This is a genomic window from Sphingobium sp. TomTYG74 (genome assembly GCF_055393875.1).
In genome coordinates, this window is sequence record NZ_AP027342.1 from 626678 (window position 1) to 653475 (window position 26798).

General features: G+C 63.7%; 28 protein-coding genes. 19 read left to right on the forward strand and 9 right to left on the reverse strand.

Features of this window, described 5'->3' with window-relative positions; all coding sequences use genetic code 11:
- Positions 1–12: 12 nt before the first annotated feature.
- Positions 13–1995, reverse strand: coding sequence for a flavin-containing monooxygenase (locus ACZ5TB_RS15850; RefSeq protein ID WP_464792655.1), 1983 nt, complete (start codon positions 1993–1995; stop codon positions 13–15).
- Between the two features lie 121 nt (positions 1996–2116).
- Between ACZ5TB_RS15850 and ACZ5TB_RS15855 the strand changes: the two genes are divergently transcribed.
- From ACZ5TB_RS15855 to ACZ5TB_RS15865, 3 genes are all read left to right on the forward strand, one after another.
- Positions 2117–2755 (forward strand): TetR/AcrR family transcriptional regulator, encoded by a 639-nt coding sequence (locus ACZ5TB_RS15855; protein WP_464780130.1) that lies wholly within the window; start codon positions 2117–2119, stop codon positions 2753–2755.
- 92 nt (positions 2756–2847) lie between these two features.
- A complete protein-coding gene (locus tag ACZ5TB_RS15860; RefSeq protein ID WP_464792656.1) occupies positions 2848–3861 on the forward strand; it encodes a methyltransferase in 1014 nt (337 codons plus the stop codon).
- Positions 3862–3866: 5 nt separating this feature from the next.
- Positions 3867–5084 carry a dicarboxylate/amino acid:cation symporter gene (locus ACZ5TB_RS15865; RefSeq protein ID WP_464793267.1) on the forward strand — a complete coding sequence of 406 codons (1218 nt, stop codon included), beginning with the start codon at positions 3867–3869 and terminating at the stop codon, positions 5082–5084.
- A 3-nt stretch (positions 5085–5087) separates the two neighbouring features.
- On the opposite strand, the gene ACZ5TB_RS15870 is transcribed toward ACZ5TB_RS15865, so the two are convergent.
- The 8 genes from ACZ5TB_RS15870 to ACZ5TB_RS15905 all read right to left on the reverse strand — a co-directional run bounded on the left by ACZ5TB_RS15870 (position 5088) and on the right by ACZ5TB_RS15905 (position 12172).
- Positions 5088–5579, reverse strand: a complete 492-nt coding sequence (locus tag ACZ5TB_RS15870; protein ID WP_464792657.1) for an Lrp/AsnC family transcriptional regulator — start codon at positions 5577–5579, stop codon at positions 5088–5090.
- A gap of 229 nt (positions 5580–5808) precedes the next feature.
- Positions 5809–6621: a sugar phosphate isomerase/epimerase family protein gene (locus ACZ5TB_RS15875; RefSeq protein ID WP_464792658.1), complete on the reverse strand. Its 813-nt coding sequence runs from the start codon at positions 6619–6621 to the stop codon at positions 5809–5811.
- A 65-nt stretch (positions 6622–6686) separates the two neighbouring features.
- Positions 6687–7724, reverse strand: a complete 1038-nt coding sequence (gene dmpG / locus ACZ5TB_RS15880) for a 4-hydroxy-2-oxovalerate aldolase (protein WP_464780127.1) — start codon at positions 7722–7724, stop codon at positions 6687–6689.
- Positions 7725–7750: 26 nt separating this feature from the next.
- The gene (locus ACZ5TB_RS15885; protein WP_464792659.1) at positions 7751–8698 is read right to left on the reverse strand and encodes an acetaldehyde dehydrogenase (acetylating); all 948 of its coding nucleotides are present in this window, start codon (positions 8696–8698) and stop codon (positions 7751–7753) included.
- A 50-nt stretch (positions 8699–8748) separates the two neighbouring features.
- Positions 8749–9531: a fumarylacetoacetate hydrolase family protein gene (locus ACZ5TB_RS15890; protein ID WP_464792660.1), complete on the reverse strand. Its 783-nt coding sequence runs from the start codon at positions 9529–9531 to the stop codon at positions 8749–8751.
- Positions 9528–10043, reverse strand: a complete 516-nt coding sequence (locus ACZ5TB_RS15895; RefSeq protein ID WP_464792661.1) for a flavin reductase family protein — start codon at positions 10041–10043, stop codon at positions 9528–9530. Before ACZ5TB_RS15895 ends, ACZ5TB_RS15890 begins: the two co-directional genes overlap by 4 nt.
- Positions 10036–10872: an alpha/beta fold hydrolase gene (locus ACZ5TB_RS15900; protein WP_464792662.1), complete on the reverse strand. Its 837-nt coding sequence runs from the start codon at positions 10870–10872 to the stop codon at positions 10036–10038. Before ACZ5TB_RS15900 ends, ACZ5TB_RS15895 begins: the two co-directional genes overlap by 8 nt.
- Positions 10873–10951: 79 nt before the next feature.
- Positions 10952–12172: an acyl-CoA dehydrogenase family protein gene (locus tag ACZ5TB_RS15905; RefSeq protein ID WP_464792663.1), complete on the reverse strand. Its 1221-nt coding sequence runs from the start codon at positions 12170–12172 to the stop codon at positions 10952–10954.
- A 288-nt stretch (positions 12173–12460) separates the two neighbouring features.
- Here ACZ5TB_RS15905 and ACZ5TB_RS15910 point away from each other — a divergent pair, with 288 nt between their 5' ends.
- From ACZ5TB_RS15910 to ACZ5TB_RS15985, 16 genes are read left to right on the forward strand one after another with little or no spacing between them, the layout of a single operon-like run.
- Positions 12461–13387 carry a VOC family protein gene (locus tag ACZ5TB_RS15910; RefSeq protein ID WP_464792664.1) on the forward strand — a complete coding sequence of 309 codons (927 nt, stop codon included), beginning with the start codon at positions 12461–12463 and terminating at the stop codon, positions 13385–13387.
- Positions 13388–13396: 9 nt separating this feature from the next.
- Entirely contained in the window at positions 13397–14296 is a 900-nt protein-coding gene (locus ACZ5TB_RS15915; protein WP_464792665.1) for a CoA transferase subunit A, read from the forward strand.
- Positions 14297–14307: 11 nt separating this feature from the next.
- Positions 14308–15105, forward strand: a complete 798-nt coding sequence (locus tag ACZ5TB_RS15920; RefSeq protein ID WP_464792666.1) for a CoA-transferase subunit beta — start codon at positions 14308–14310, stop codon at positions 15103–15105.
- A 1-nt stretch (position 15106) separates the two neighbouring features.
- Complete coding sequence (locus ACZ5TB_RS15925; protein ID WP_464792667.1) at positions 15107–16009, forward strand: enoyl-CoA hydratase; 903 nt, start codon at positions 15107–15109, stop codon at positions 16007–16009.
- Positions 16009–17097, forward strand: a complete 1089-nt coding sequence (locus ACZ5TB_RS15930) for an NAD(P)H-dependent flavin oxidoreductase (RefSeq protein ID WP_464793255.1) — start codon at positions 16009–16011, stop codon at positions 17095–17097. The genes ACZ5TB_RS15925 and ACZ5TB_RS15930 overlap by 1 nt, the downstream gene beginning before the upstream one ends.
- 18 nt (positions 17098–17115) lie before the next feature.
- Positions 17116–17865, forward strand: coding sequence for an enoyl-CoA hydratase family protein (locus tag ACZ5TB_RS15935; RefSeq protein ID WP_464792668.1), 750 nt, complete (start codon positions 17116–17118; stop codon positions 17863–17865).
- Complete coding sequence (locus ACZ5TB_RS15940) at positions 17865–19019, forward strand: acyl-CoA dehydrogenase (RefSeq protein ID WP_464792669.1); 1155 nt, start codon at positions 17865–17867, stop codon at positions 19017–19019. Before ACZ5TB_RS15935 ends, ACZ5TB_RS15940 begins: the two co-directional genes overlap by 1 nt.
- Before the next feature lie 14 nt (positions 19020–19033).
- Positions 19034–20074 carry an acyl-CoA dehydrogenase family protein gene (locus tag ACZ5TB_RS15945; protein WP_464792670.1) on the forward strand — a complete coding sequence of 347 codons (1041 nt, stop codon included), beginning with the start codon at positions 19034–19036 and terminating at the stop codon, positions 20072–20074.
- Between the two features lie 2 nt (positions 20075–20076).
- A complete protein-coding gene (locus ACZ5TB_RS15950) occupies positions 20077–21228 on the forward strand; it encodes an acetyl-CoA C-acetyltransferase (RefSeq protein WP_464792671.1) in 1152 nt (383 codons plus the stop codon).
- 16 nt (positions 21229–21244) lie between these two features.
- Positions 21245–21898: a gamma carbonic anhydrase family protein gene (locus ACZ5TB_RS15955; protein ID WP_464792672.1), complete on the forward strand. Its 654-nt coding sequence runs from the start codon at positions 21245–21247 to the stop codon at positions 21896–21898.
- A 6-nt stretch (positions 21899–21904) separates the two neighbouring features.
- Entirely contained in the window at positions 21905–22810 is a 906-nt protein-coding gene (locus ACZ5TB_RS15960; RefSeq protein WP_464792673.1) for an SDR family oxidoreductase, read from the forward strand.
- Complete coding sequence (locus ACZ5TB_RS15965) at positions 22810–23886, forward strand: acyl-CoA dehydrogenase family protein (protein ID WP_464792674.1); 1077 nt, start codon at positions 22810–22812, stop codon at positions 23884–23886. Before ACZ5TB_RS15960 ends, ACZ5TB_RS15965 begins: the two co-directional genes overlap by 1 nt.
- Positions 23883–24674: an SDR family oxidoreductase gene (locus tag ACZ5TB_RS15970; protein ID WP_464792675.1), complete on the forward strand. Its 792-nt coding sequence runs from the start codon at positions 23883–23885 to the stop codon at positions 24672–24674. The genes ACZ5TB_RS15965 and ACZ5TB_RS15970 overlap by 4 nt, the downstream gene beginning before the upstream one ends.
- A 4-nt stretch (positions 24675–24678) precedes the next feature.
- Positions 24679–25143 carry a MaoC family dehydratase gene (locus ACZ5TB_RS15975; RefSeq protein ID WP_464792676.1) on the forward strand — a complete coding sequence of 155 codons (465 nt, stop codon included), beginning with the start codon at positions 24679–24681 and terminating at the stop codon, positions 25141–25143.
- Positions 25144–25202: 59 nt separating this feature from the next.
- Entirely contained in the window at positions 25203–25577 is a 375-nt protein-coding gene (locus ACZ5TB_RS15980; RefSeq protein WP_464792677.1) for a steroid Delta-isomerase, read from the forward strand.
- Between the two features lie 17 nt (positions 25578–25594).
- Complete coding sequence (locus ACZ5TB_RS15985; RefSeq protein ID WP_464792678.1) at positions 25595–26797, forward strand: acetyl-CoA C-acyltransferase; 1203 nt, start codon at positions 25595–25597, stop codon at positions 26795–26797.
- The last annotated feature ends 1 nt before the right edge of the window (position 26798 follow it).

A 26798-nucleotide genomic window follows, 5' to 3' on the forward strand; every position in this document is an offset into this window, starting at 1 on the left:
CGCTGCCCCTGATCAGATGGTCAGCATTTCCATTTCGGGCGGTGCGGTCTTGACGGCATCGTCGGCGCGGGTGACGTTGAAGTCTTCTTCGCGGGGCGAGCGCAGGACATGCCAGATGCGCGAGTTGTGGCGCGGGATGGCGAGGATGACCTTCTTCTGCCCGTCGGCGCCCTTGTCGCGATAATAGCCATGGGCGCTGCCGCACTGGACCCAGGCGGTCTTGGCCAGGTTCGCGTCGACATCGTCGATGAACGCCTGCGTCGCCTCTGGCGAGACATCGACGGACGACAGATGATCGTCCACCATCCATTGCAGCAGTTCGATGATATAATGGACCTGCTGCTCGCTCACCACCGCATGGTTGGCGACCAGATAGCTGTAGGGCGCGCCCATGAAGACGAAGTTGGGGAAGCCGGTGATCAGCATGCCTTCATAGGAGAAGGGATGCGGGTCGAACGCGTCCGTCAAAGTTTCGCCGCCGGCGCCGCGAATGTCGAACTGCCGCCCAAAATGCAGATTATAGCCGGTCGATAGCAACAGCACGTCGCATTCGATCCGCGTGCCATCGGCCAGGATCACCGCGTCCTGCTCGGCCTCGGCCAATTCGCCACGCACGATCGACACATTGGGCTTTTTGAGCGTGTCGTAAAAACCGCAATCCAGGATGGGCCGTTTCGCAAACACCGGGAAGTTGGGTGTCAACAGCTTCACCATTTCCGGATCGTCCGGGAAATGGCTCTTCAGATAGCCTTCGCACATCATCCGCATGCCATCGTTGATCGGGCCAAAGCCGCCCGTCTTCGCGGCATAATCCTCATCCTTCATGATCATGCCGTGCATGTCGCGCATCTGGCTGTGCAGGCTTTGCAGCCGCTTCCACTGCGCCACGAAGGGCACATATTCCATCGCCCAGCGCTCGATTTCGGCCACCGGCGCATGCGCCTGCGGATTGGGGATGATATGTTCCGGCTGGCGCTGCACGATCACCAGTTCGCCGACCTTGTCGGCAATGGCCGTCGCCACCTGCACGCCTGAACAGCCCGTGCCGACCAGGACGACCTTCTTGCCCGTCAGATCGACATTATGGTCCCAGGCGGCCGAATGAATGACCGGCCCCTTGAAGCTGTCGAGATTCTTCACCTTGGGATAATTGGGATTGTTGTTGGGTCCCACCGCCATGATGAGGACGTTGCACTCATGGCTTTCCGGCTTGCCGTTCCGAACCGCCTTCACCGTCCAGATCTTGCGCTTCTCGTCCCATTCCGCACCCTCGACCCAGGTGCCGAACCGGATCCGGTCGCGAAGGCCGTATTTGTCGGTGACGCGATCGAGATAGGACAGGAATTCCGGGCCACGCGGGTAGAATTGCGTCCACGAAGCATTGGGCTCGAAGGAGAAGGAATAGACGCGGCTCGGCGTGTCGACCGCCGCGCCCGGATAGGTGTTGGTCAGCCAGTTGCCGCCCACCGTGTCCATCGCCTCCAGCACGGTAAAGTCAAAACCGGCCTGCTGCAATTTGATGGCCGCGTTGATGCCCATCATGCCCGCGCCCACGACCAGCACCTTGAAATCGGCGGGCGGGACATCGGCAGCCTTGCGAATGCGCGTGTCGGTGGTGAACCCGGCATGCTGGAACGCGACATCCACCGACATTTCGGGAAGGTCCTGGCCCAGCAGCAAACGGCTCATCCGCTTGAACATCGGCCGGTCCAGCTGTGGCATGACCGGAGGCTTCCCGGACTTTACCGCCACGCGCAGGCGATCGCGGATCTCGGCGACCACGGCCGGATCGATGGACGGCCGCTCCTCGTGCGCATGGATATCGACGAACGTCTCCACCAGATCTTCCTGGCGGCCGTCGATCGCATCCCAATAGTGGTTCAGCAGCGTCCGATTGCCGGTCATCTGGATCAACGCCATCAGCGCCATGGTGGGGTCCAGCGCATCGATCGCGGCATCGACCCTGGCATTTGTGTCCAGCACCCGTTCGTGCATCCTGTTTCTCCTCATATGTGCCCGCTTTCGGACTCGATGAGAATATATTACACATTAGTGTGTAATTGGTCAATGACAACTCTGCTTGCCATTGCTCCTCCGCTGCGCGACGAGGCAAAAGATGAATGAAACGAGCACCAAGAGGCGAGCGGGCCGCCCGACGGCGGAGGCGGCCGAACAGAAGCGCATGAACCTGATTCTCATCGCGGTGGAGGAATTTGCCCGTGCGGGCTTTCACGCGGCATCCTTGCGCGACATCGCGGAAAAGGCGCAGGTGTCGAGCCGCACCCTCTACAATCATTTCCCCGACAAGCTGGCGCTTTTTGCCGCCTGCCTTGAATATTCCGGCGCACAACTTCAGCCGGACGTCCCCGACTTAAAGGGCGACCTACACACGCGCCTTGTCACCTACGCGACGGAAATGCAGTGCCAGCTTTCCTCGACCCGTAGCATGCGCATTTCCCGGCTAATCTACCGGGAAGGCGGAGAGTTCGACGAACTGCGAAAGCTCGCTCGTCACCAGTTTGAAAGGTATCAGGTCAGTCCGGTTGCGGCGATGTTGGAGAAAGAAGGCGCCTCCGCCGCAGAAAGCCGCAGCTTCGCCATGCAATTCGTCGCCATGGCCTTTGGCGAATGGCAACGCCGCTTATTGTTCGGCGAGCCTCCGCTTACTCTCAGCGAAATGGCCGCGCATGCACAGTTGGTCACGGGACTGTTCCTGAACGGCATCCGTTCGAACCTGAGAAAAATGGACAGCTGACCTTCCCACCCCTCAGAGAAATGCGATAACGGGACCCGACACGCCACTCACCGCGTTTTGCCCTCATGATGGGAGAAGCGTGCATGGAGCACATGGAGTTGGGGGCACCGGCGGCGTTCGAGCCATCGGAAGAAGATAGCGTGGACGGGGACATCGCGGCTGGCGACGGCCGGGCCGCTGCTCTGCTTGATCTGCTACACGTCCTGAAGAACCGTGGATATAGTTTCGTCACGCCCACGCCCGCCACGCATGCACGGGCTGTCAAACGAGCGTCGCGTCGGCCCGCCCATGACCTGCGGGATATTTTCGGCTGGTCGCTACCGTTCGATCCGAAGCTTCTGGACGCGGAACTTGCTCGCATCCTGACAAAGGCCAACGCACTGGAAAGATGTGACGACGGCGTGAAAAGCCGCTTCCGCGTGTCGTCGCTTGGGAACGACCTATTCCTTCACTCCGCTTATCCGACTGATTGTCAGGAAGCGGTATTCTTTGGGCCTGACAGCTACCGTTTCGCGCGATTGATCAGCGATGAATTGTCTCGATGCCCACAGCAGAAAGGCGCGCGGCTTGTCGATATCGGCACGGGCGCTGGGGTAGGCGGGATCGTGGCCGGTCATCTTTGCCCTGCTGTCGATATTTTGATGACCGACATCAATCCCCTCGCGCTTTATCTCGCCCGCATCAACGCGCAGGCCGCCGGTATCACGGCCCGCTTCCGCCAGACCGGCGATCTGTCCGCGACACATGGGACGTTCGACCTCCTGCTCGCGAACCCTCCTTATATCATGGACGCCGCAGGCCGCGCCTATCGTGACGGCGGGGGCATGCACGGTGCTGAAGTATCGCTGATGATGGCACAGCAGGCCCTTCCCCGGCTGACCGCTGACGGGCGCTTCATCCTTTACACTGGTAGCGCGATCGTCGATGGCCGCGACCAGCTGAAGGAGCGATTGGCCGATCTTGCGGCGGCGCGGAACTGCGCACTGCGCTACACCGAAATCGACCCGGATGTGTTTGGCGAAGAATTGGAAAATCAGGCCTATTCCGATGTCGACCGCATCGCGCTCATAGCCGCGATCATCCAACGAAAGGACAGCGCAGCTTGATCGCGGTGAAGGGTCGGCCGTTGCACCTTCTTGCCGGTCTTCTCATCGGCCTGATTGCAGGCATCGCCACCAGCGGGCGGCCACAGGAGTTGGTCGGTAAAATCCTGCTGCCGATCGGCAGTCTGTGGCTCGATGCCCTAACCATGACGGTGGTTCCGCTGATCTTCGGCCTGCTCGTCACCGGCATCGCCTCCGCCTCCCGCAATGCCGCTGCTGGCAGCATCGCGACCCGCGTCCTCATCCTCTTCGCCCTGATGCTGGCCGCCGCCTCCATAACAGCGGCATTATTGGCAGAAGGGCTGTTGCGGCTCTGGCCTGTCACTCAAGGATTGGCGGAGGCCGGAGGCACCTCCCCTCCCCCTCTTTCACAAGGCGAATGGTTTCGCGGAATCATTCCTGCAAATCCTCTGAAGGCCGCCGCCGAAACTGCCATGGTCCCGCTCGTCACATTCGCGATATTCTTCGGCTTCGCCATCTCCCGCATCAGCACGGACCTGGCCGATCCACTGCTTGGACTACTGCGCGGACTGGTCGAAACCATGCTGATTATCGTGGGTTGGGTGCTGGCAGTTGCACCTGTCGGCGTAGCCGCCTTGGCATTCGGCGCGGGCGCGAAGCTGGGCGTCGGCGTGGTCGGCGCCTTTGCCCAATATGTAGCGGTTGTCATAGCCTGCTGCCTTGCCGCCACGCTGCTCGCCTATATCTGGGCAGCTTTGGCAGGCGGTCGCTCCCCGTTGCGCTTTGGGCGATCGGCCTTGGCCGCTCAGGCGGTAGCACTGGGCACCCAATCATCACTCGCGACCTTACCGGTGATGGTGGATGCGGCCCGCAAGCTGAATGTTCCCGAAGAAACAGCTGCCATTGTACTGCCGATGGCGGTTTCGCTGTTCCGCGCGGCCAGCGTAGCCGCAAACGTCGCCGTCGCTATTTATCTCGGGCATGTACACGGCGTTCTTCCGGGGGCCGCAACCCTCGCGCTGATCGCACTCGTCGCCGTTCCCATCAGCCTTGGCGCAGTAGGTCTTCCGGCCCAAATATCCTTTTTCGCGACGATCGCCCCTGTCTGCATTGCTGCGGGCATTCCCGTCACAGCACTGCCGTTGCTCCTCGCGATCGAGGCGATACCGGACCTGTTTCGCACGGTGGGCAACGTAACCAACGATCTCGCCGCCGCCTGCGCCATCAGGCCCAAGCCGTCGCTCTCAGCAGGGCAGACCCCGTGAAAGTCAGGTCGGCCCCAAGGGCACCACATTGAATTCATATTTCACGATATCCACCGCGATACCGGAATCGATATGGGCAACACCCTCGATGCCGGAAATATGATCGTAGAGGAATTGCTGAACCTCGGAAAAATCGTGCAGCGCCACCATCAGTTCCAGGTCATACCCGCCGTTCATGGCGTTGACGCTAAGCACCTCGGGGAATTTCGCCAGATCGCGGCCCACATCCTGAATGCCGCGCCCCTGCACCCTGACGCCCACGGCCAGGATGACATTATATCCCCTGGCGGCGAAGTCGGTCACGGCGACCACGCGCATAGCGCGCGCGTCTTCCATCTTCTGCAACCGTGCCGAAACGGTCGCAGCGGTCACCGATAGCTGCTGCGCAATATCCTGATTGGTCGCTCGTCCGTTAGTCCGCAAGATTTCGATGATATTATTGTCCAGCGCGTCCAATGAGGGCGGCGCTGTAATCCGCCCATTCCTTATCTGCATGCCGCCATGACTCCCGTCGATCCACGGAGGTATAGCGTGTGGAAATGGAGAGTGCCACCTGAGGCGTATGAAGCCGACGGCATACGCCTTGGCGCCTTTCGCGAGGACGCAACGCTACCACGTAACCTCGCCGAATATTGTGACAGAGATCGTCGCTCAGCGAGCCGATGCGTAACAACCGCGCAATTCAGCTATGTAAAAAATTCTCGGGCACAGCCCAGAAATGCCGTCACGATCCCAGCACGCTCCGTGCCGCATCCACCGCCCACTTTGCCCGCCTTTGTGGGTTGAAGCCTTTGTCGATGGCGTATTGCTGGGGTATTTCGACGCTGATTGGGGTGCTGGGGTTGAGGGCGTGGAGGAACGCTGGGATGTTGAACGCGCCTTGTCCGGGGAGTTGGCGCTGGATGCCGGCTTCGCGTTCGAGTTCGCTGGGATCGATGGTTGTTGGGCCGTCGGAGATCTGGGCGATGGCGATGGCGGGATGGGCAAGGAGGGGGAAGCTGGTTTGGGGTTCGGGTCCACGCATGATGTGGAGGAGGTCGGCTGTGACCTTGATGTCGGATCGGCCGGAGCGGGCTATTTCGTCGAGGGCGGCGCTTAGGCTTTGGACCTGGGAGGGGGGATAAAATTCGATAGCGAGCGCGATGTCGAACTTTGCGGCGAGTTCGGCGAGTTCGTCGAGCCTTTCGGTGCGGCGGATGGGATCGCGATCGTAGCAGAGCACATTGGCAAGCGGCGCGCCGAGCGCTGCGCCGGTTTCGAGCGCGGGGGCGAAGCTGGCGGGATCGGTGCGGCCTGCCATGGTGAAGGGGTAGAGGAGGTCGACGCTGACCCCGGTGGCGGCGAGCGCGGCGCGGGTCTGGCGCAGCGCTTGCGGGTCGCGCACCAGGTCGTAGCTGGGCATGGCGGGCAACACCTCCATGGAATGGAGGAACGGGCAGATGCCTTGGCAGCCCACCTCTGCGGCGATCTCGGCAAGCTGCCAGGGGGTGGTGTCGGTGACGGTGATATGGTCGAGCGACAGGCGTCTATCGGCCATATCCTCTCCTCTTGTTGGTTGGCTGGCCTGCCGGGGTGGCCTCGTGCGGCCGCCCCGGCATGGGGTCAGGCGCGTTCTTTCAGCATGTCGAGCGCGACATCGACGATCATGTCTTCCTGTCCGCCGACCATCTTGCGACGGCCGAGTTCAACCAGGATGGCGCGGGTGTCGAGGCCATAGGTTTCGGCGGCCTTTTCCGCGTGGCGCAGGAAGGAGGAATAGACCCCGGCATAGCCAAGCGCGAGGGTTTCGCGATCGACCCGGACCGGCCGGTCCTGCAAGGGACGAACGAGGTCCTCGGCCGCGTCCATCAGCGCATTGACGTCGCAGCCATGATTCCAGCCCTTGCGCTCGGCAGCGGCAATGAACACTTCGAGCGGCGCGTTGCCAGCGCCCGCGCCCATGCCGGTGAGCGACGCGTCGATCCGCACCGCACCGCATTGGGCGGCGACGATCGAGTTGGCGACGCCAAGCGAGAGATTATGGTGGGCGTGGATGCCGCGCTGGGTCTCGGGCTTCAACACCCGGTCATAGGCTTCGAACCGGGCCTTGACCCCGTCCATGTCGAGCGCGCCGCCGCTGTCGGTCACATAGACGCACTGCGCGCCATAGCTTTCCATGAGCAGGGCTTGGCTAGCGAGCTTGTCCGGCTCGATCATATGGCTCATCATCAGGAAGCCTGAGACGTCCATGCCAAGATCGCGGGCAATGCCGATATGCTGCTTGGAGACGTCCGCCTCGGTGCAATGGGTCGCGACCCGCACCGAGCGCACGCCGATATCATAGGCGCGGCGCAGTTCCTCGACCGTGCCGACGCCGGGCAGGATCAGCGTGGTGAGCACCGACTTGGTCAGCACCGAGGCGACCGCTTCGAGCCATTCCCAATCGGTATGCGCGCCAAAGCCATAGTTGAAGCTCGCGCCATTGAGGCCGTCGCCATGGGCGACCTCGATCGCGTCGACGCCTGCATCGTCCAGCGCCTTGGCGATCGATTTCACATGGTCGATGCCATACATGTGGCGGATGGCGTGCATGCCATCGCGCAGGGTGACGTCCTGGATATAGAGCTTGTCGCCCGCCTCGACGTTGAATGTGCTGGTCATGTCTTGATACTCCGTGGGCGCGCGCTTCAAGCGGCGACCGTCTTGCCCTGGGCGATGCGCTGCGCGAGCAGCTCGCCGGTCGCCTTGGCGGCGGCGGTCATGATGTCGAGATTGCCCGAATAGCTGGGGAGATAGTCGCCCGCCCCTTCGACCTCGAGCAGGATCATGGTCTTGATCCCGGTGAACTCGCCGCGGCCAGGAATCGTGAGCTTGTTATTGTCGCCAAAGCGCTCGAACTGCACGTCCTGCTTGAGGCGATAGCCTGGCACATAGGCCTGCACCTTTTTCACCATCGCTTCGACCGAGGCGCGGATGGTTTCCTCGTCGGCGCCTTCGGACAAAGTGAACACCGTGTCGCGCATGATCATCGGCGGTTCGGCGGGATTGAGGATGATGATCGCCTTGCCCTGCGCCGCGCCGCCGACCTTTTCGATGGCGCCAGCAGTCGTGCGGGTGAACTCGTCGATATTGGCGCGGGTGCCAGGGCCTGCCGAGCGCGAGGAGACCGAGGCCACGATCTCGGCATAATGCACCGTCGCGACCTGGCTGACGGCGGCGACCATCGGGATCGTTGCCTGGCCGCCACAGGTCACCATGTTGACGTTCCCGGCGTCGAGATTGGCTTCACCATTGACCGTGGGGATGGTGTAGGGGCCGATCGCGGCGGGGGTGAGGTCGACGACCTGCTTGCCGTCCTTGCGCAGCGCTTCGTCATGCACCTTGTGGGCGTAGGCCGAGGTTGCGTCGAACACGATGCCGATCTCGGGGTAAACGTCCATCTTCATGAGGCCTTCAAGCCCCTCATGGGTGGTGGCGACGCCGCGCTCGCGCGCCATGGCGAGCCCTTCGGACGCCTCGTCGATGCCGACCACGGCCACCAGCTCCATATTCTGCGGATATTTGATCATCTTGATCATGAGGTCGGTGCCGATATTGCCCGACCCGATGATCGCCGCCTTGACCTTGCCCGTCATCAGATACTCCTCACAGCATCGCGTGCCAGCGATACCCTCTTCATAAATCTTCAGATAAAGCGCGCGGTGCAGCTGCCAACCCCGTGGAGCTGCATCTCGAACACATCTCCCGCCTGTGCCGGTTCGAGCGGCACCAGGCTCCCTGACAATATCACATCGCCGGCGTCGAGCGTTACCCCATAGGCGCCGAGCGTATTGGCGAGCCAGGCGACCGCTTGCGCTGGCGAACCCTGCACCGCATGGCCATGGCCTTCGGAGAGCGGCTGCCCGTTCTTGGTCACGGTGACGTGGAGATTGGGGAGGTCATGGTCACGCGGGTTCGCGCGGGCCTCGCCCAGCACATAGACACCGCAGGAGGCATTGTCGGCAACGGTGTCGACGATGCCGATCTTCCAGTCCTGGATGCGGCTGTCGACGATCTCGAAACAGGGGACGATGCTCTGTGTCGCGGCGATCACGTCCTCGGCCGTGACGCCCGGCCCCTTGAGGCTGTCTTTCAGGATGAAGCCGATCTCGGCCTCGGCGCGCGGCGCGATCAGGCCGTTTGCCGCGACATCGATATCGCCCTCGATAAACATCCGGTCGGTCAGGAAACCGAAATCGGGCTGGTGCACGCCCAGCATGTCCTGCACGGCCTTGGAGGTAACGCCGATCTTCTTGCCGATGACCTTTTCGCCGTCCGCCTTGCGCTTGTCGAGCGCGCCCAGCGAGATCGCATAGGCATCATCGATCGTCAGCTCAGGGTGCCGCGCGATGAGCGGCGGCACGGTGCGCTTGTCCCGCAGCGCGCGGTAGAGCTCGTCCGCCAATGTTTCGTTCAGCGTCTCGCTCACAGATAGGCTCCGTCCTGGAAGATGAGGGGATCGACCGCGTCGGACAGACGCACCGCCTTGACCCGGGCGATGACGATGCTGTGGGTGCCAAAGGGGGTCATGCTCTCGATCGTGCAGGAGAGGTTGGCCTGCGCTTCATCGAGGATGGGGAGGCCATGGGCATCGGGGGTCCATTGCCCCACGCCAAAGCGTGCCTCGCGCGCCACCGCACCTCCGAATGCTGCCGACACTTCGCGCTGGTGGCGCGAGAGGAGGTTGATGCTGACCGGGCAGCCGGGCGAGAGATGGGCGTGGATGCCGGCCGTCTGGTTGACGCAGACGAGCACGGCGGGCGGGTCCATGGTAAGCGAGGTGATCGAGGTTGCGGCCATGCCGACCGGCGTCTTGCCCTCGCCCAGCGCGGTGACGATCGCCACGCCCGAGGGCAGGCGGCGCATCGCGCCCTTCAGACCAGCGGTGACATCGACGGGCTCTGGAACAGGCACGGATTGCGCAGGAGCAGCGTCAGCCATTCTTCAGGAAGTCCAGTGAGTAGCGGTTGAACTCTTCTGTCCGCTCGACCTGCACCCAATGGCCGGTCTGCGAGAAGGTGAGGCAGCGAACGTCAGGGCAGGCGTCGAGGAAGAGACGCGCGTGGCTTTCGGGGCAGAATTCGTCATTGAGGCCCCAGAGGACGAAGATGGGCTGGGTGACCTCGCCCAGGCGCGGCCCAAGGTCGGGGGTCTTGACGCGGGCGAGCACATCCTTGGGCTGGGTGCGCGCGACCGCGAAGCGTTCCTCGACCAGCGCGTCGGTGATGTGGTGCGCGGACGAGGGATGCATGAGGTTGCCGATCAGGCGGCGCTGTTCCTCGATGTTGAATTCAGGGCTGCCAAAGCCCGAGCGCATCTTGGCGATGCCGGGCATGGTGAAATAGCTTGATTGTTCAGCCACGCAGCCCGGCGCCATCAGGACGAGCTTGCCGATGGTGAACTCGGGATGGTCGAGCGCGATCTGGAGGGCGATGCCGCCGCCCAGCGAGTTGCCGATGAGGTGGCCGCCGCTGATCCCATGCTGGCCAAGCGCATCGAGCAGGGTCTGGGTAAACAGCTCGAGCGGATAGTCGGTCTCGGGCTTGGACGAGGCGCCATAGCCGATGAGGTCGGGCAGGATGACGCGATAGCCCGCATCGGCGAACACTTGCGCATTGTTGCGGAAGTTGGACGCGCCCGACGCGCCGGGACCGCTGCCATGGATGAAGATGACGATGGGCGCATTGGCTGGCGCGCCCGCAATTTCCGCGATCGAAATCTCATAGCCGCCCGCAACATTGTAGCTCTTGCGGATCAATTCACTGCCCATGGGCAATCCTCTTTTTTTGCCTGTGCCAGATGCCGGTGACCGACGCCGATCAGATGCCAGATGGTCAGATGCCAGATGGTCAGATGAAGGTGAAGGCGGGCGGTTCGCCATTGATCGTGCCGATGACGTCGCTGGTGCGGTTGGCCGGGTCATTGGCGACATGGGCGCGCGCGGCGTGGAGGTCGAGCCAGGGCTGGAGGATCGGGCTCGACATATAGACCGCCCGGCCGCCCAGCAGCTTGACCATGCCGTCGGCGAGCTCGGCCATGCGGCGCACGACGCTGGCGGACTGATAGGCAAAGAGCGCGCGCTTTTCCATCGGCACCGGCTCGTTGCGCTCGGCATAACCCATCAGCTCGTTGAACGTGGTCCTGTGCGTCAGTTCCATCTCATTGGTCTCGGCGATCGCGCGGGCGATGGCGGCGTGGAGATGGGGGTCGGCCTTGGACGCCTTGCCGGTGTTGGTCGAGACGCGGCTGCCCATGATCTCCATCGCAGCGCCAGTGGCGGCGCGGATGCCGCCAAAGGCGGCGCTGGAGACCGAGCGGATGAAGAGCTGCGCCCAGGGGATGCGGTAGAGCGGGGAGGTGTTGGTTTCCTGGCCCGGATTGGTCCCGGCAAAGCCGTCGCTGGCCCTGTGGGTGCGATGTTCGGGCACGAACACGCGCTCGACGAGGATGTCGAAGCTGCCGGTGCCCTGGAGGCCGAACGTGTCCCAGGTGCCCTCGATCACCTGATAGTCGGAACGCGGCAAGAGGAAGGTGCGCATGTCGGGCGGGCCGCCATCGGTGTCGAAGTTGATCGCGCCAAGCAGCACCCACCCGCAATGGGAGGAGCCCGACGAGAAGCCCCAGCGGCCCGAAAGATAGAAGCCGCCTTCGACCTTTTCCACCTTGCCGACCGGCTGATAGGTGGAGGAGACGAGCATGTCGGGGTTATCGCCCCACACTTCCTTCTGCGCCTCGTCATGGAAGAGGGCGAGTTCATAGGGGTGGCAGCCCAGCACGCCGTAGATCCAGCCTGTCGACATGCAGCCTTGCGCCAACGCCTTCTGGATCTCGAAGAAGACATTGGGGTGCATCTCATAGCCGCCGTAGCGCTTGGGCTGGAGCACGCGGAAGAAGCCGGCCGCCTTCATCTCGGCGACGGTCTCGGGGGGCACGTCATGGGCGATGGTGCAGGCGCGCGCGCGCTGGCGCAGCACCGGGATCATCGCCTTGGCCTTAGCGATCAGGCTTTCGGGCGAAGGTATCCCGGCATTCGCCTCGTCAATGGGTCGGCTTGCTACTGCCCCGGTCATGATCTTCTCCATTGTAGGCGACTCTGCTTCAGATTTGCTATATGCGTAGATTATGTAAACTGCTATTACGCAAACTGTCAAGGCAAACAGGGCTTGCGCATTTGGGCCGTTGCTTATAGGCGGATTGGGAACGAATTGCCATAAGCTCGTGAGCGCGCTTAACTGCGCCTCCCCCAGCAAGTGCAAAACAGGCGGCAGCGCTTGCCATATGCGTATGGGGAAGGTCATTTTGCAACGCTCTGCGGCAGAGCATGGCTGGCAGACAGGAAAGAAGGCGAGGCGCTTGAAATGGCAGTGATATCGCTAGGCTATGTGGTGATCGAGGCGCGGGAGCTCGGGCCGTGGCAGGATTTTGCCTGCAATATCGCAGGACTGATGGCGGCTCCTTCGCCGGACGAAGACGTCGCACTGTTCCGCATGGACGACCGGCCCTGGCGCCTCATGGTGCAGAAAGGCGCGGCCGACCGCTTCGTGGCGCCGGGCTGGGAATGCGCGAATCGTGACGCCTTCGAATCGGTGCTGACCCGCCTCGAGGCAGCAGGCCGTCCGGTGGAACGGGCGGGCGTCATGGAAGCACGTGGCCGTCAGGTCTATGAACTGGCCCGTTCATCGGACCCTGCGGGCAATCCGATGGAAATCTTCTACGGCCGCTTCGTCGACTATGCCCCCTTCGTCTCGCCCGCAGGCGTCAGCCGTTTCGTCACCGGCAGCCCGGACGGCGCGGACGGCGACATGGGGATGGGCCATGTCGTGCTGACCGCCCCCAATTTCGACGAGACCCACAGCTTCTACAAGGACGTCATGGGCTTTGGCGACACCGACCTTGGCCGCTTCTACCTGATGGGCGGCGGCGCAGACGATCCGGGCGTGGGCTTTGCTTTCCTGCACTGCAACCCGCGCCATCACAGCCTGGCGCTCGGCCAGCTGCCTGAAAGCCCCAATGGCGCTGTCCACATGATGCTCGAGGTCGGCTCCCTTGAGGATGTCGGCCGCGCCTATGACCGGGTCTTGAAGAGCAAGGGCAAGGTGCCGCTCTCGGCGACGCTTGGCCGTCATGTCAACGACAAGATGACCAGCTTCTACATGCAGACGCCGGGTGGATTTGACATCGAATATGGCTGGAACGGCCTGGTAATAGACCCGGCGACATGGGTCCCCACCACCAGCCTTTCTGTAAGCGACTGGGGCCATAAATGGGCTCATGAGCAGGACTGACGCAAAAGGATGACTGACATTATGCTCGACAAGCGCATGACGGTGGACGACATCGTCGACCAGATTTCCGACGGGATGACCATCGGCATCGGCGGGTGGGCCACGCGCCGCAAGCCCATGGCGCTCATTCGCGCCATCGCCCGGTCGAACCTGAAAGACCTCACCGTCATGGCGGGCTATGGCGGCATGGACATCGGCCTGCTCGCCGCCACCGGCAAGATCAAAAAGCTGGTCTTCGCCTTTGCCAGCCTCGACCATTATCCGCTTGAGCCGCATTTCCGCAACGCCCGCCAGGCAGGCAGCTTCGAGGTGCTGGAGCTGGACGAAGGCATGTATCATTGGGGCCTGCGCGCAGGCGCGATGAAGCTGCCCTTCCTGCCGACCCGCGTCGGCATCGGCACCGACATCATCACGCAAGACGGCTTCGACTTCAAATTCGTGAAGAGCCCCTATGCCGATGGCGAGGAATTCGTCGCCATGCCCGCGCTGGTGCCCGACATCGCGCTGATCCACGCCCACCGTTCCGACGAGCGCGGCAACCTCCTGACGCTGAGCAAGGACGCGCTGTTCGACGAACTGCTGGTGCGTGCGGCAACCAGGAGCTACGCCACGGTCGAGAAGATCGTACCGACGGCGCAGCTCGATATGAAGAAGAACAGCCGCTACAATCTGGTCGAGCGGGCGATGATCACCGGCGTGGCCGAGGCGCCGCTGGGCGCGCATCCGTCGAGCGCCGATCCCGACTATCAGCTCGATCTCAAGCACATCAAGACCTATGTCGAAAGCGCCGCCTCGCCCGAAGCGTGGGCCGAGTATAAGGCGAAATATATCGACGTGTCCGAAGCTGATTATCAGGCAGCGATCGGCGGCGCGGACGCCGTCAAGCAACTGCCCGTCCCCATTTACTGAGCGAGACTGACATGACCCAGAATAGCTATTCGCTCGCCGAACTGGTCATCGCCGCCTGCGCCGAAGTCTGGCGCGACGATGGTGAAGTGATGGCGACCGGCATCGGCCCCCTGCCCCGCATCGGTGCGGGTCTGGCCAAGCTGAGCTTTGCGCCCGCGATCCAGACCACCGATGGCGAGGCCTGGTACACCAGCGAGCCAGTCGGCCCCGGTAAGCGTACCGCCGAGCCTGAGTTCGAAGGCATCGCCAATTATGACCGCGTGTTTTCCGCGCTGTGGAGCGGACGCCGTCACGCACTGGTCGGGCCGGTGCAGATCGACCGCTTCGGCCAGGCGAACATTTCGGTGATCGGCGATCATAAGAAGCCCAAGGCAGCGATGCTGGGCGCGCGCGGTTTTCCGGGCAATTCGATCAGCCATCCCAACAGCTTCTTCTTCCAGAACCACAACAAGCGTGCGTTCGTGGAAGGCGAAGTCGATTTCGTCTGCATGGCGGGCTACAACCCGGCGCGCTACCGCAATGGCGGTCCGCCCCAGGGTCTGGACCTGCGCCGCATCATCACCAATTTGTGCGTGATGGATTTTGGCGGCCCCGATCACCAGATCCGCGTGATCTCGCTGCATCCGGGCGTCACCTTCGAGGAGGTACAGGACAATACCGGCTTCCCGCTGGCAAAGGTCGATGGCGAAATCCCGACCACCCCTGCACCGACGGCCGAGCAGCTGGAACTGATCGCCAAGATCGACCCGAACAACGTCCGTGCCACCGTGTTCAAGGACAACCCGGCCGGAGACAGAAGGGCAGCCTGAGATGAACGAGACCGACCGCCTGGTCGAACCGCAGCAGGTCGACATTGTTTACGAGACGGACGAGCCGGTCACCTATGAGGTGATCGACAACGTCGCATGGATCATGATGAACCGTCCGGGCTTCAACAATGCCCAGAACGGCCAGATGACCTATGCGCTTGATGACGCGTTCGTGCGCGCCGTGAACGATGACGATGTGCGCGCGATCGTGCTGGGCGGCAACGGCAAGCATTTCTCGGCAGGCCACGACATCGGCACGCCCGGCCGCGACGTGCACCAGCATTTCGAGAACCGGCTGCTGGTGCCCGGCCATGTCAACAAGCCCGCCGCTGAATTGCTCTATACCCGCGAGAAGGAGCAATATGTCGGCATGTGCCGCCGCTGGCGCGACGCGCCCAAGCCGACCATCGCGATGGTGCAGGGCGCGTGCGTCGCGGGCGGGCTGATGCTCGCCTGGGTGTGCGACCTCATCGTCGCCACCGACGACGCCTTCTTCCAGGACCCGGTCAACCGCATGGGGATACCGGGCGTTGAATATTTCGCCCATGCCTATGAGCTCCCCCCGCGCGTCGCCAAGGAATTCCTCCTTTTGGGCGAACGAATGAGCGCGCAAAGGGCCGAGAGCTTCGGCATGGTCAACAAGATCGTCTCGCGCGAGGCGCTGCGCGAGACCGTCGCGGGACTCGCGGCCAAGCTGGTGGCGCAGCCGCGCCTCGGCAACTGGCTCACCAAGCAGGCGATCAACCATGTCGAGGAGCTGATGGGCAAGAGGAACGCGATGGAGGCGCAATATCATATGCACCATTTCGCCCATGCCCAGAATGACCTGGTCCAGGGCAGCTCGATCGCGGGCCTGGACGCCAAGAAGATGGCGGAAGCGAATAAGAAACAGGCGAGCGAATGATGGGCGATCCGCTGCACACCATATTGACCGAACGGCTTGGCTGCCGCTGGCCGATCATCCAGACCGCGATGGGCTGGGTCGCCGAGCCTTCGCTGGTGATCGGGTCGAGCAATGCAGGCGCGTTCGGTTTTCTGGGCGCAGCGGTGATGACGCCGGACGAAGCGCGCGAAAAAATCCTCGCCGTGCGCAAAGGCACCGACAAGCCCTTCGGCGTCAACTTCCACAGCTTTCAGCCCGGCGCCGACCAGATTGTCGAGCTGATCCTCGCCAACAAGGATCAGGTGCGCGCGGTCAGCTTTGGCCGTGGCCCCAATACCAAGATGATCGGCCGTTTCAAGGATGCGGGCATCCTGTGCATCCCCACCGTCGGCGCGGTCAAACATGCGCAGAAGATGGTCGAACTGGGCGTCGACATGGTCAATGTACAGGGCGGCGAAGGCGGCGGGCATACGGGGTCGGTGCCGACCACCGTGCTGCTTCCCCAAGTATTGGACGCAGTGAACGTGCCGGTGATCGCCAGCGGCGGCTTTGCCGACGGGCGCGGCCTTGCCGCCGCGCTTGCCTATGGCGCGGTCGGCATCGCCATGGGCACGCGCTTCCTGCTGACCAAGGAAAGCCCGGTGCCTGACAGCGCCAAGGCGGAATATCTCAAAGCCTCGACCGACCGGATCGTCGTCACCACCAAGCTCGACGGCATCCCGCAGCGGATGGTCCGCACCAAGCTGATGGACCGGATCGAAAAGTCCGGGTCATTGGGCATGTGGCTGCGCGCGATCGAGGCGGGCATGGCGATGAAGAAGCAGACCGGCGCGAGCTGGATGGATTTCATCAAGTCGGCGCGCGGCATGACCGCGCATGGCGCGATGCCATTGAAGCAGGCGATGATGGCCGCGACCATGCCGATGCTGATCCAGAAGGCGGTGGTCGATGGCGACATCGAACATGGCGTGATGGCGACCGGCGTCGTGGGCGGGCGGATTAGCGAGGTCCCGACCTGCCAACAGCTGGTCGACCGCATCGTCGAAGAGGCGCATGACCGCCTGGCCGCGCTCGCCGCGATGGGCCGCGAAACCGCCAGCGCCGCCTGAGGAAAAGGGACTTAAAAGATGCCGATCACGCTGACCATCAAGGGCGCCATCGCCGAAATCCTGTTCGACCATCCCCCGGTCAACGCCTTCGACACCAAGGGTTGGGAATCGATCCCGGCCATGGTTTACGAAGCTGCGGCGAACGAAGATGTGAAGTGCATCCTGATCCGCGCGGAAGGCCGGGGCTTCTGCGGCGGCGTCGACATCAAGGAGATGGCGGCCCACCCCGAGCGCATCGCCAAATTGAACAAGGATAATTACCTGACCTTCAAGGCGATCCGCGAATGCGCGATCCCCGTGGTGGGCGCGCTGCATGGCTTCGTTATCGGCGGCGGCGTCAATATCGCGGGCGCGTGCGACGCGCTGATCGCGGCGGAGGGGGCCTATTTCTCGCTGCCTGAGATCGATCGCGGCGCGATGGGCGGCGCGGCCTTCATGAGCCGCATGCTCCCGGTCCAGATGGTGCGCGCCAATTTCTTCACCGGCGGGCGCATTCCGGTGGAAGACGCCTACCGTCACGGTTCGGTGCACAAGGTGGTGCCGCTGGAGCAGCTCAGGGACGAGGCCTACGCCTTTTGCGAGGTGATCGCGTCCAAGAGCCGCGCCGCGCTGGTCATCGCCAAGCAGGCGCTCAACCTGATCGAGCCCACCGACCCCTCGGCCCATTACCGGATCGAACAAGGCTTCACGCTCGAAATGTACATGCATGAAGACAGCCAGAAGGCGCGCGACGCCTTCGTGGAGAACAAGGGCGCGGCGAAATTCTGATGGACCTCACTTACACCCCCGAGCAGCAGGCGTTCCGCGCCGAAGTCCGCGCCTGGCTCGAAGCCCATGTGCCCGGCGAGCCGCTGGAGCATTTCGACGCCACGCGCGAGGGTTTCGAGGCCCACCGCCAATGGGAAAAGACCCTGAAGTCCGGCGACTGGGGCATGGTGACATGGCCCAAGGAATATGGCGGGCGCGGCCTTGACCTCATCCAGTGGCTGATTTTCGAGGAAGAATATTATCGCGCGGGTGCGCCGGGCCGCGTCAACCAGAATGGCATTTTCCTGCTGGGTCCGACGCTGATCGAATTCGGCACCCATGAGCAGAAGCAGCGCTTCCTGCCCAAGATGGCGTCGGGCGAGGAAATCTGGGCGCAAGCCTGGTCCGAACCGATGGCGGGCTCAGACCTTGCCGGCGTGCGCGCGACGGCGGTTCGGGATGGCGACGACTATATCCTCAACGGCCACAAAATCTGGTCGAGCCGCGCGGTGTTCGCCGACTGGGCCTTCGGCTTGTTCCGCGAGCCGGGCTCCGAGCGCCACAAGGGAATGAGCCTCATCTTCTTCCCGCTGAACGCGCCGGGCGTGACGGTCAACGCGATCAAGAAGATCAACGGCCATGTCGGTTTTGCCGAGATTTTCCTCGAAAATGTCCGCGTCCCCGCCTTCAATCGCCTCGGCGACGAGGGTCAGGGCTGGCATATCTGCATGGCGACAGCAGGCTTTGAACGCGGCCTCATGCTGCGCTCGCCCGCCCGCTACCAGGTGGCGGCAAGCAAGCTTGCGGAACTGTGGCAGGCGAACAAGGAAACCGCCGACCCCGCGCTCGAAGCCGATGTCGTGCGCGCGCACATGAATGCCGACGCCTATGCGCTCAACATCTACCAGACCGCATCGCGGCTGATGGCGGGCGCCAAGATCGGGCCGGAAGCCTCGACCAACAAGATTTTCTGGTCGGAATTGGACATTCACCTGACGCAAACCGCGCTCGCCATATTGGGGCCGCAGGCCGAACTGACGCACGAAGCGCCCGGCGCTGGGGCCGTCGACTGGATCGACGACTATATCTTCGCGCTCGCCGGACCCATCTATGCGGGCTCCAACGAGATTCAGCGCAACATCATTGCCGAGCGCATGCTCGGCCTGCCGCGCTAAGGGGGAACAGAGAAATGGATTTCACCCTCAGCGATGAACAGCTGATGTTCGCCGAGACGGCGCGAACCCTGTTCGCCGACAGCTGCACGCCCGATCATTGGCGCAAGATGATGGAAGCGGGCGTCGCACGCGACGATGCGCGCTGGGCCTCGATCGTCGAGACCGGCCTCACCCTGGTGCTGCTGCCCGAAGAAGCGGGCGGCATCGGGCTTGCCGAGACCGACTTTGCCCTGATCGCGCAGGAGGCCGGTTATGTTGCTCTGCCTGAGCCGCTGATCGAGAGCGCAGGCGTCGCCGCGCCCTTGCTTGCCGCGTTGGCACCCGAGCATGAACTGCTCAGCGATCCCAATGCGACGATCGCCATCCAGCATCCGTCGAACCCCTATGTCGCCAATGCCGACAGCGCAGGCGGCATCCTCCTGCATGCCGATGGCGAGGCCTGGCTCGCCACGCCCGATCAGGTGACGCTGACGGCGCAGCCGAGCATCGATCCCTTCCGCCGCCTCTTTTCGGTCGAGTGGAGCAAGGAGAAGGCGACGGCTCTGGGCAAGGCCGACTGGGACCTCGCCTTCGACCGCGCCGCCCTCTTCAACGCCGCCTTTGGCCTCGGCCTTGCCCAGCGTTCGGTCGACCTCGCCGTCGATTATGCCAAGGAACGCCAGCAGTTCGGCAAGCCCATCGGCAGCTATCAGGCGGTCAAGCATCACCTGGCGTCCGCCCAGGTCGCGATCGAGTTCGCCAAGCCCGTGATCGCCGCCGCCGCCGCCGAAATCAGCGCGCGCGACACGCAAGCCCGCGCCCGCGTCAGCCATGCCAAGCTGGTCGCGCTCGAAGCCGCCGACAAGGCCGCCCGAGCCTCGATCCAGGTGCATGGCGCGATGGGCTATAGCTGGGAGGTGGACGTCCACCTGTTCCTGAAACGCGCCCTTGCCCTGACGCAAAGCTGGGGCACCCCCGCCACTCACCGCGCGCGCATCGCCACGCGCATCTTCACCCAGCCCATGGGGCCGGACCAGACCTTTGCCAGAGACGCTGGACAAAAGCAGGAAGCTTGAACATGCCTGAAGCCTATATCGTCGATGCCGTCCGTTCGCCCATCGGCCGCAAGAAGGGCAGCCTCGCCGCCGTCCATCCCGCCGACCTTGGCGCGCACCCGATCCGCGAACTGGTGAAGCGCACCGGCATCGATCCGGCGGGCGTCGATGACGTGGTGTGGGGCTGCACCGAAACCATCGGCGGACAGGCGGGCGACATCGGTCGCACCGCTTGGCTGGTCGCTGGCCTGCCTGAAGAAGTGCCCGGCGTCACCGTCGACCGCCAGTGCGGCTCCTCCCAGCAGGCCGTCCACTTCGCCGCGCAGGGCGTGATGAGCGGCACGCAGGATCTGGTCGTCGCGGGCGGCAGCCAGGCGATGAACCAGATTCCGATCATGGCGGCGATGATCGCTGGCGCGGCATATGGCTTCGACAGCCCCTTCCACGGGTCGAAGGGCTGGGTCGAGCGCTATGGCATGGAAGAGGTCAACCAGATCAAGTCCGCCGAGATGATCGCCGACAAATGGGGCATCAGCCGTGAAGCGATGGAGCAGTTCGCGCTCGCGTCGCACCAGCGCGCGCAGGCGGCCTGGGACAATGGCTGGTTCGACAAGGAAGTGGTGGCGCTTGAGGGCCTGGCCCGCGACGAAACTATCCGCCCGACCACATCGTTGGAGGGCCTCGCGTCATTGAAGCCGGTCAATGAAGGCGGCATCATCACCGCAGGGGTAGCCAGCCAGAATTGCGACGCCGCCGCCGCGCTGCTGATCGCCAGCGAGCAGGCGGTGAAGGACCATGGTCTCACGCCCCGCGCGCGCATCCATCACCTGTCGGTTCGCGCCGCCAACCCGGTATGGATGCTGACCGGCCCCATTCCGGCGACGCAATATGCGCTCAAAAAGGCGGGCATGAGCATTGCCGACATCGACCTTTTCGAATGCAATGAGGCGTTCGCCAGCGTCACCATGGCCTGGATGAAGGAACTCGCTATCCCGCACGAAAAGGTCAATGTGCAGGGCGGCGCGATCGCGCTTGGTCACCCGATCGGCGCCACCGGCGCGCGGCTCATGACGACGCTTCTCAACGCCCTTGAGCGCACCGGCGGCCGCTATGGCCTCCAGACCATGTGCGAAGGCGGCGGCCAGGCCAACGTCACCATCATCGAGCGGCTCTGACGGGAAAGCGCGTCCCATGCCCGCCTACGCCTATCAGGGGATCACCCCCGTGGTCGATCCATCGAGCTACGTCCATCCGCTCGCCTCGCTGATCGGTGACGTGATCGTCGGGCCGGGCTGCTTCATCGCGCCCGGCGCCTCGCTGCGGGGCGATTTCGGGCGGATCGTGGTGGAAGGCGACAGCTCGATCCAGGACAATGTGTCGGTCCATGCCAACCAGCTGCGCGACACCATCATCCGCCGGGGCGCGACCATCGCCCATGGCTCGATCATCCATGGCTGCGAGATCGGCGAAAATGCCCTGATCGGCATGAACGCGGTGATCCTCGACAATGCGGTGATCGGCGCGGAAAATCTCGTCGCCGCCCTTGCCCTCGTCAAGTCCGACACGGTGACGCCCGAGCGCAGCCTGGTCGCGGGCAATCCCGCCAAGGTCGTCAAGAGTTTCGAGCCGCAGCAGGTGACCTGGCGCAACAATGGCGAGGGGGAGTATCAGAAGCTCGCCCGCGCCGCGCTCACCGAGCTTGTCGAAGCGCAGCCGCTCAGCCAGGCGACCCCGGAGCGGCTAAGCCAGCGCAGCCAGTCAGAGGCCGTCGCCGTGCGGCTTTCGGGCGCAACCGCGCAACTGCGCGAAGAGCGCGCCGCTCAAGATGCTATAGCCAAGGAGTAAGACAAAGTGGGTATCTGCGAAGGACGTGTTGCGATCGTGACCGGGGCGGGCAATGGCCTTGGCAAAGCCTATGCGCTGGGCCTCGCCGCACAAGGCTGCAAGGTCGTCGTCAATGACCTTGGCGTCGGCACCCATGGCGAGGCAGGCGCGACCAAGGGCGCGGCCGAGCAGGTCGTGGACGAGATCCGCGCGATGGGCGGGGAAGCCGTCGCCAACACCGACGACGTCGCTGAATGGGAATCGGGCAAGCGCATGGTCGAGCAAGCCCTCGACAGCTTCGGCGCGCTTCATGCCGTGGTCAACAATGCAGGCTTCGTGCGCGACCGCATGTTTTTCACCTGCTCCCCCGAAGAATGGGATGCAGTGATCCGCGTCCATCTGCGCGGCCATTTCTGCACCTCGCGTCACGCCGCCGAATATTGGCGCGCTGAGGCGAAGGCCGGTAACCCGGTCGATGCGCGCATCATCAACACGACCTCCGGCGCAGGCCTGCAGGGCTCGGTCGGCCAGTCGGCTTATTCGACGGCCAAGGGCGGCATCGCGACGCTCACCCTGGTGCAGGCCGCCGAGCTGGGCCGTCTCGGCATCACCGCCAATGCGCTCGCGCCCAATGCCCGCACCCGCATGACCAATACCGGCGCGTTCGACATGGACGCAAAGGAAGGCGAGTTCGACCTGTTCGCGCCCGAAAACATGGCCCCGCTGGTCGCCTATCTCGTCTCCGAACAGTCGAAGGGGGTGACCGGTCAGGTGTTCGAGCTGAAAGGCGGTCAGGTCTTCCTCTCGCAGGGCTGGACCGACAGCCCCGCCTTCGACAAGGGCGCGCGGATTGAAGCGAGCGAGATGGACGCGATCGTGCGCGGGCTCCTCCAGACCCGCGAGCCTGCAAAGCCCGTTTACGGAGCCGCCTGATGGACTTCGCGCTCAGCGACGACCAGCGCGCGATCCAGGAAACGGCGCGTGACTTCCTGACCGACGCCGCCAACCCCGACGTCATCCGCGCCGCCGTCGAAGGGGCGAGCGGGTTTGACGAGAGCCTGTGGGCCAGCCTCACCGAAATGGGCTTTACCGGGCTCATGATCCCGGAAGGCTTTGGCGGCCTGGGCCTGGGCGCGGTCGAAATGGCGCTGGTGCTCGAGGAAACCGGCCGGGTGCTCGCACCCGTCCCCTTCTTCGAGACCGCCGTACTTGCGGTGCAAGCGGTGCTCGCCGCAGGCAGCGAAGAGCAGAAGGCGGCGCTGCTGCCCCGCCTCGCGTCGGGCACGCGCGCCAGCTTCGCGGGCACCGCAAGCCGCCCGACCCTGTCGAACGGCAAGCTGACCGGCACGGCGGAGTTCGCAACCTTCGCCCATGTCGCGCAGCTGATCGTCGTGGCCACCGCCGACGACAGCCTCGTCGTGCTGGAAGCGGACGCCCCCGGCCTTGCCATCGAAGCACTCCCCAGCCTCGACCGCACCCGCCGCTTTGCCACGCTGAGCTTCGATTGCGACGTGACCGACGCCATGATCCTCGGCGCGCCCGGCAGCGCCAAGGCCGCAATCGAACGCACCCTCACCATCGGCGCAGGCCTGCTCGCCGCCGAACAGACCGGCGGCATGCAGTACAGCCTCGACGCCACGGTCGACTATGCCAAGCAGCGCGTCCAGTTCGGCCGCCTCATCGGCTCCTTCCAGGCCTACAAGCATATGCTCGCCGACATGATGCTGCTCGTCGAAGCCTCGCGCTCGGCCGCTTATTATGCCGCCGCCGCGATCGACGAAAATGGCGAGGAACTGGCCGAAGCCGCCCATGCCGCGCGCGCCTATGTCACCGACGCCTATTGCTCGGTTTCGGGCGATGCCATCCAGCTCCATGGCGGCATCGGTTTCACCTGGGAACATCACGCCCACCTCTATTTCAAGCGCGCCAGAGCTTGCGCCAGCTGGCTCGGAACCCCCGACCAGCATCGCGAAGCGCTCGCCAAGATCATCATGAAGGACGCCGCATGACCCCGACCTCGCCTGTTCCCCCCTATCCGACCCCGCTCGGCATGCTCAAGGGCAAGACCGTGGTCGTCACTGCGGCCGCTGGCACCGGCATCGGCTTTGCCGCCGCCAAGCGCGCGGCGGAAGAAGGGGCAAAGCTCCTCATCAGCGACTTCCACGAACGCCGCCTCAATGAAGCGGCCGACCGCATCGCCGACGAAGCCAAGGTCGAGCGCCCCGCTGTATTTGTGTGCGACGTCACCAGCGAGGAAGCCGTGCAGGGCTTGCGCGATGCATCGCTCTCCGCATTGGGTAAGGTCGATGTCCTCATCAACAATGCGGGCCTGGGCGGCGAGGCCGACATCGTCGACATGACCGACGAGCAGTGGGCGCGCGTGTTCGACGTGACGCTGACCTCGCTGTTCCGCATGACCCGCGCTTTCCTGCCGTCGATGTACGCCAACAAGTCGGGCGTCATGGTCAACAACGCCTCGGTGCTGGGCTGGCGCGCGCAAAAGGGCCAGGCTCATTATGCCGCCGCGAAAGCAGGGGTCATGGCCTTCACCCGCTGCGCCGCGATCGAGGCGGCCGAACATGGCGTGCGCATCAATGCGGTCTCGCCAAGCCTTGCCATGCACCCGTTCCTCGCCAAGGTGACGACCCAGGAAGCATTGGACAAGCTCGTCGAGAAGGAAGCCTTCAAGCGCCCCGCCGAGGTCTGGGAAATCGCCAACGTCATGATGTTCCTTGCCTCTGATCTCTCCTCCTACATGACCGGCGAGATCGTCGCGGTCTCCAGCCAGCGGGCCTGACGCGATGGCAACCATCTTCGAAACGCCGCGCGCGCTGCTGGGGCAGGAGGGCGTCAAGCTCGACACCGCCGATTGGCTCACCATCGACCAGTCACGCATCGACGCCTTTGCCGACTGCACAGGCGACCATCAGTGGATCCATGTCGATCCGGTGCGCGCCAAGGACGGTCCGTTCGGCGCCACCATCGCCCATGGCTATCTGACGCTTGCCCTCGTCAACCTGTTCATGCCGCAGATCATCGAGGTCCGCCGCTTCTCCGCAGGGGTCAATGTCGGCATGGACAAGACCCGCTTCCTCAGTCCAGTGGTCGTGGGCTCGCGCATTCGCGGTACCGGCGAGATCGTCTCGGTCGAGGAAGTGAAGGGCGGCGCCATTCAGGCCGTGATCCGCGTCACCGTCGAGATCGAAGGACAAGACAAGCCCGCCTGCGTGGTCGACACCATCAACCGCTATTTTCCGGAAAGCTGAGCTTGGGCGCCGCCCTCGCCCTCTGCCTTCTCGCCGCCAATCCCGTTGGAGCCAAAACCATGCCTGATCCCGTCAAGATGGAAGCCGCCGTCCACGCCTATGTCGCCGCGTTCGAGGCGGGCAGCGCCGACCAGGTGGCCGCCCTCTATGCCCCAGACGCGACGGTCGAAGACCCGATCGGCTCCCCCATCCACCATGGCCGCGAGGCGATCCGCGCCTTCTATGCCGAGTCCATGAAGACCGGCGCGAAATTGAAGCTTGAAGGCCCGGTCCGGGTCGCGGGCGACTATGCCGTCTTCCCCTTCTCGGTGAACCTCAACTATGATGGCGGCCACAAGCGCATCGACGTCATCGACACCTTCCGCTTCAACGAAGCCAATGAGGTCGTCGAAATGCGCGCCTATTGGGGTCCCACCAACATGCACGGCTTTTAATCCAAGGATCGATACACATGCGTGAAGCAGCCATCATCTCCACCGCCCGCACTGGCGTCGGCAAAGCCTATCGCGGCGCGTTCAACGACACCGAAGCGCCGTTCATGTCCTCGCATGTCGTGGACGCCGCCATCGCCCGCGCCGGGATCGATCCCGCCCGCGTCGATGACGTGTATCTGGGCGTCGCCAACCAGTGGAACACGCAAAGCTACAATGTCGGCCGCCTGACCGTCCACGGATCGGTCCTGCCCGACACCACCGCCGGCTTCTCGATGGACCGCAAATGCTCGTCTGGCCTCAACGCGCTCGCCTTTGCTGCGCGCGGCATCATCGCCAACGAGATCGACTGCGCCGTCTCGGGCGGCGTCGAGAATGTCTCGCTCACCATCGACAAGCATTATCCCGCCTTCCGCAACCGCTCCGAGTTCATCAAGGCGCGCGATCCCAACGCCTATATGGTGATGATCGAGACCGCCGAGATCGTTGCCGAGCGTTACGGCATTTCGCGCGAGGATCAGGACCGGTTCGCCGCCCAGTCGCAGCAGCGCGCCGCCGCCGCCCAGGCAGCAGGCAAGTTCGATGACGAGATCGTGCCGATCACGGTCACCAAGGCCCTGTTCGACAAGGAAGGCAATGAGACCGGCAAGGAAGAGCTGACCCTGACCAAGGACGAGGGCATCCGTGCAGGCACGACCTATGAAAAGCTCGCCGAACTGAAGCCCGTGTTCAAGAACGGCTCGGTCATCAAGGAAGGCAAGCATGTCACCGCAGGCAATGCCAGCCAGCTGTCCGACGGCGCCTCGGCCCAGGTGGTCATGGACCTCGCCACCGCGCAGAAGGAAGGCCTGCCCATCCTCGGCATCTATCGGGGCTTCCAGGTCGCAGGCTGCGGCGCGGACGAGATGGGCATCGGCCCGGTGTTCGCCATCCCCAAGCTGCTCGAGCGCACGGGTCTGAAGATCGACGACATTGGCCTGTGGGAACTCAACGAAGCCTTCGCCAACCAGGCGATCTATTGCCAGCGCACCCTCGGCATTGACCCCGAAAAGCTCAACGTCAATGGCGGCGGCATCGCCATCGGCCATCCCTTCGCCATGACCGGCAGCCGCCTCGTTGGCCATGCCCTCATCGAAGGCAAACGCCGCGGCGTCAAATATGTGGTCGTCTCCATGTGCGTCGCGGGCGGCATGGGCGCGGCCGGTCTGTTCGAGGTCGCCTGAT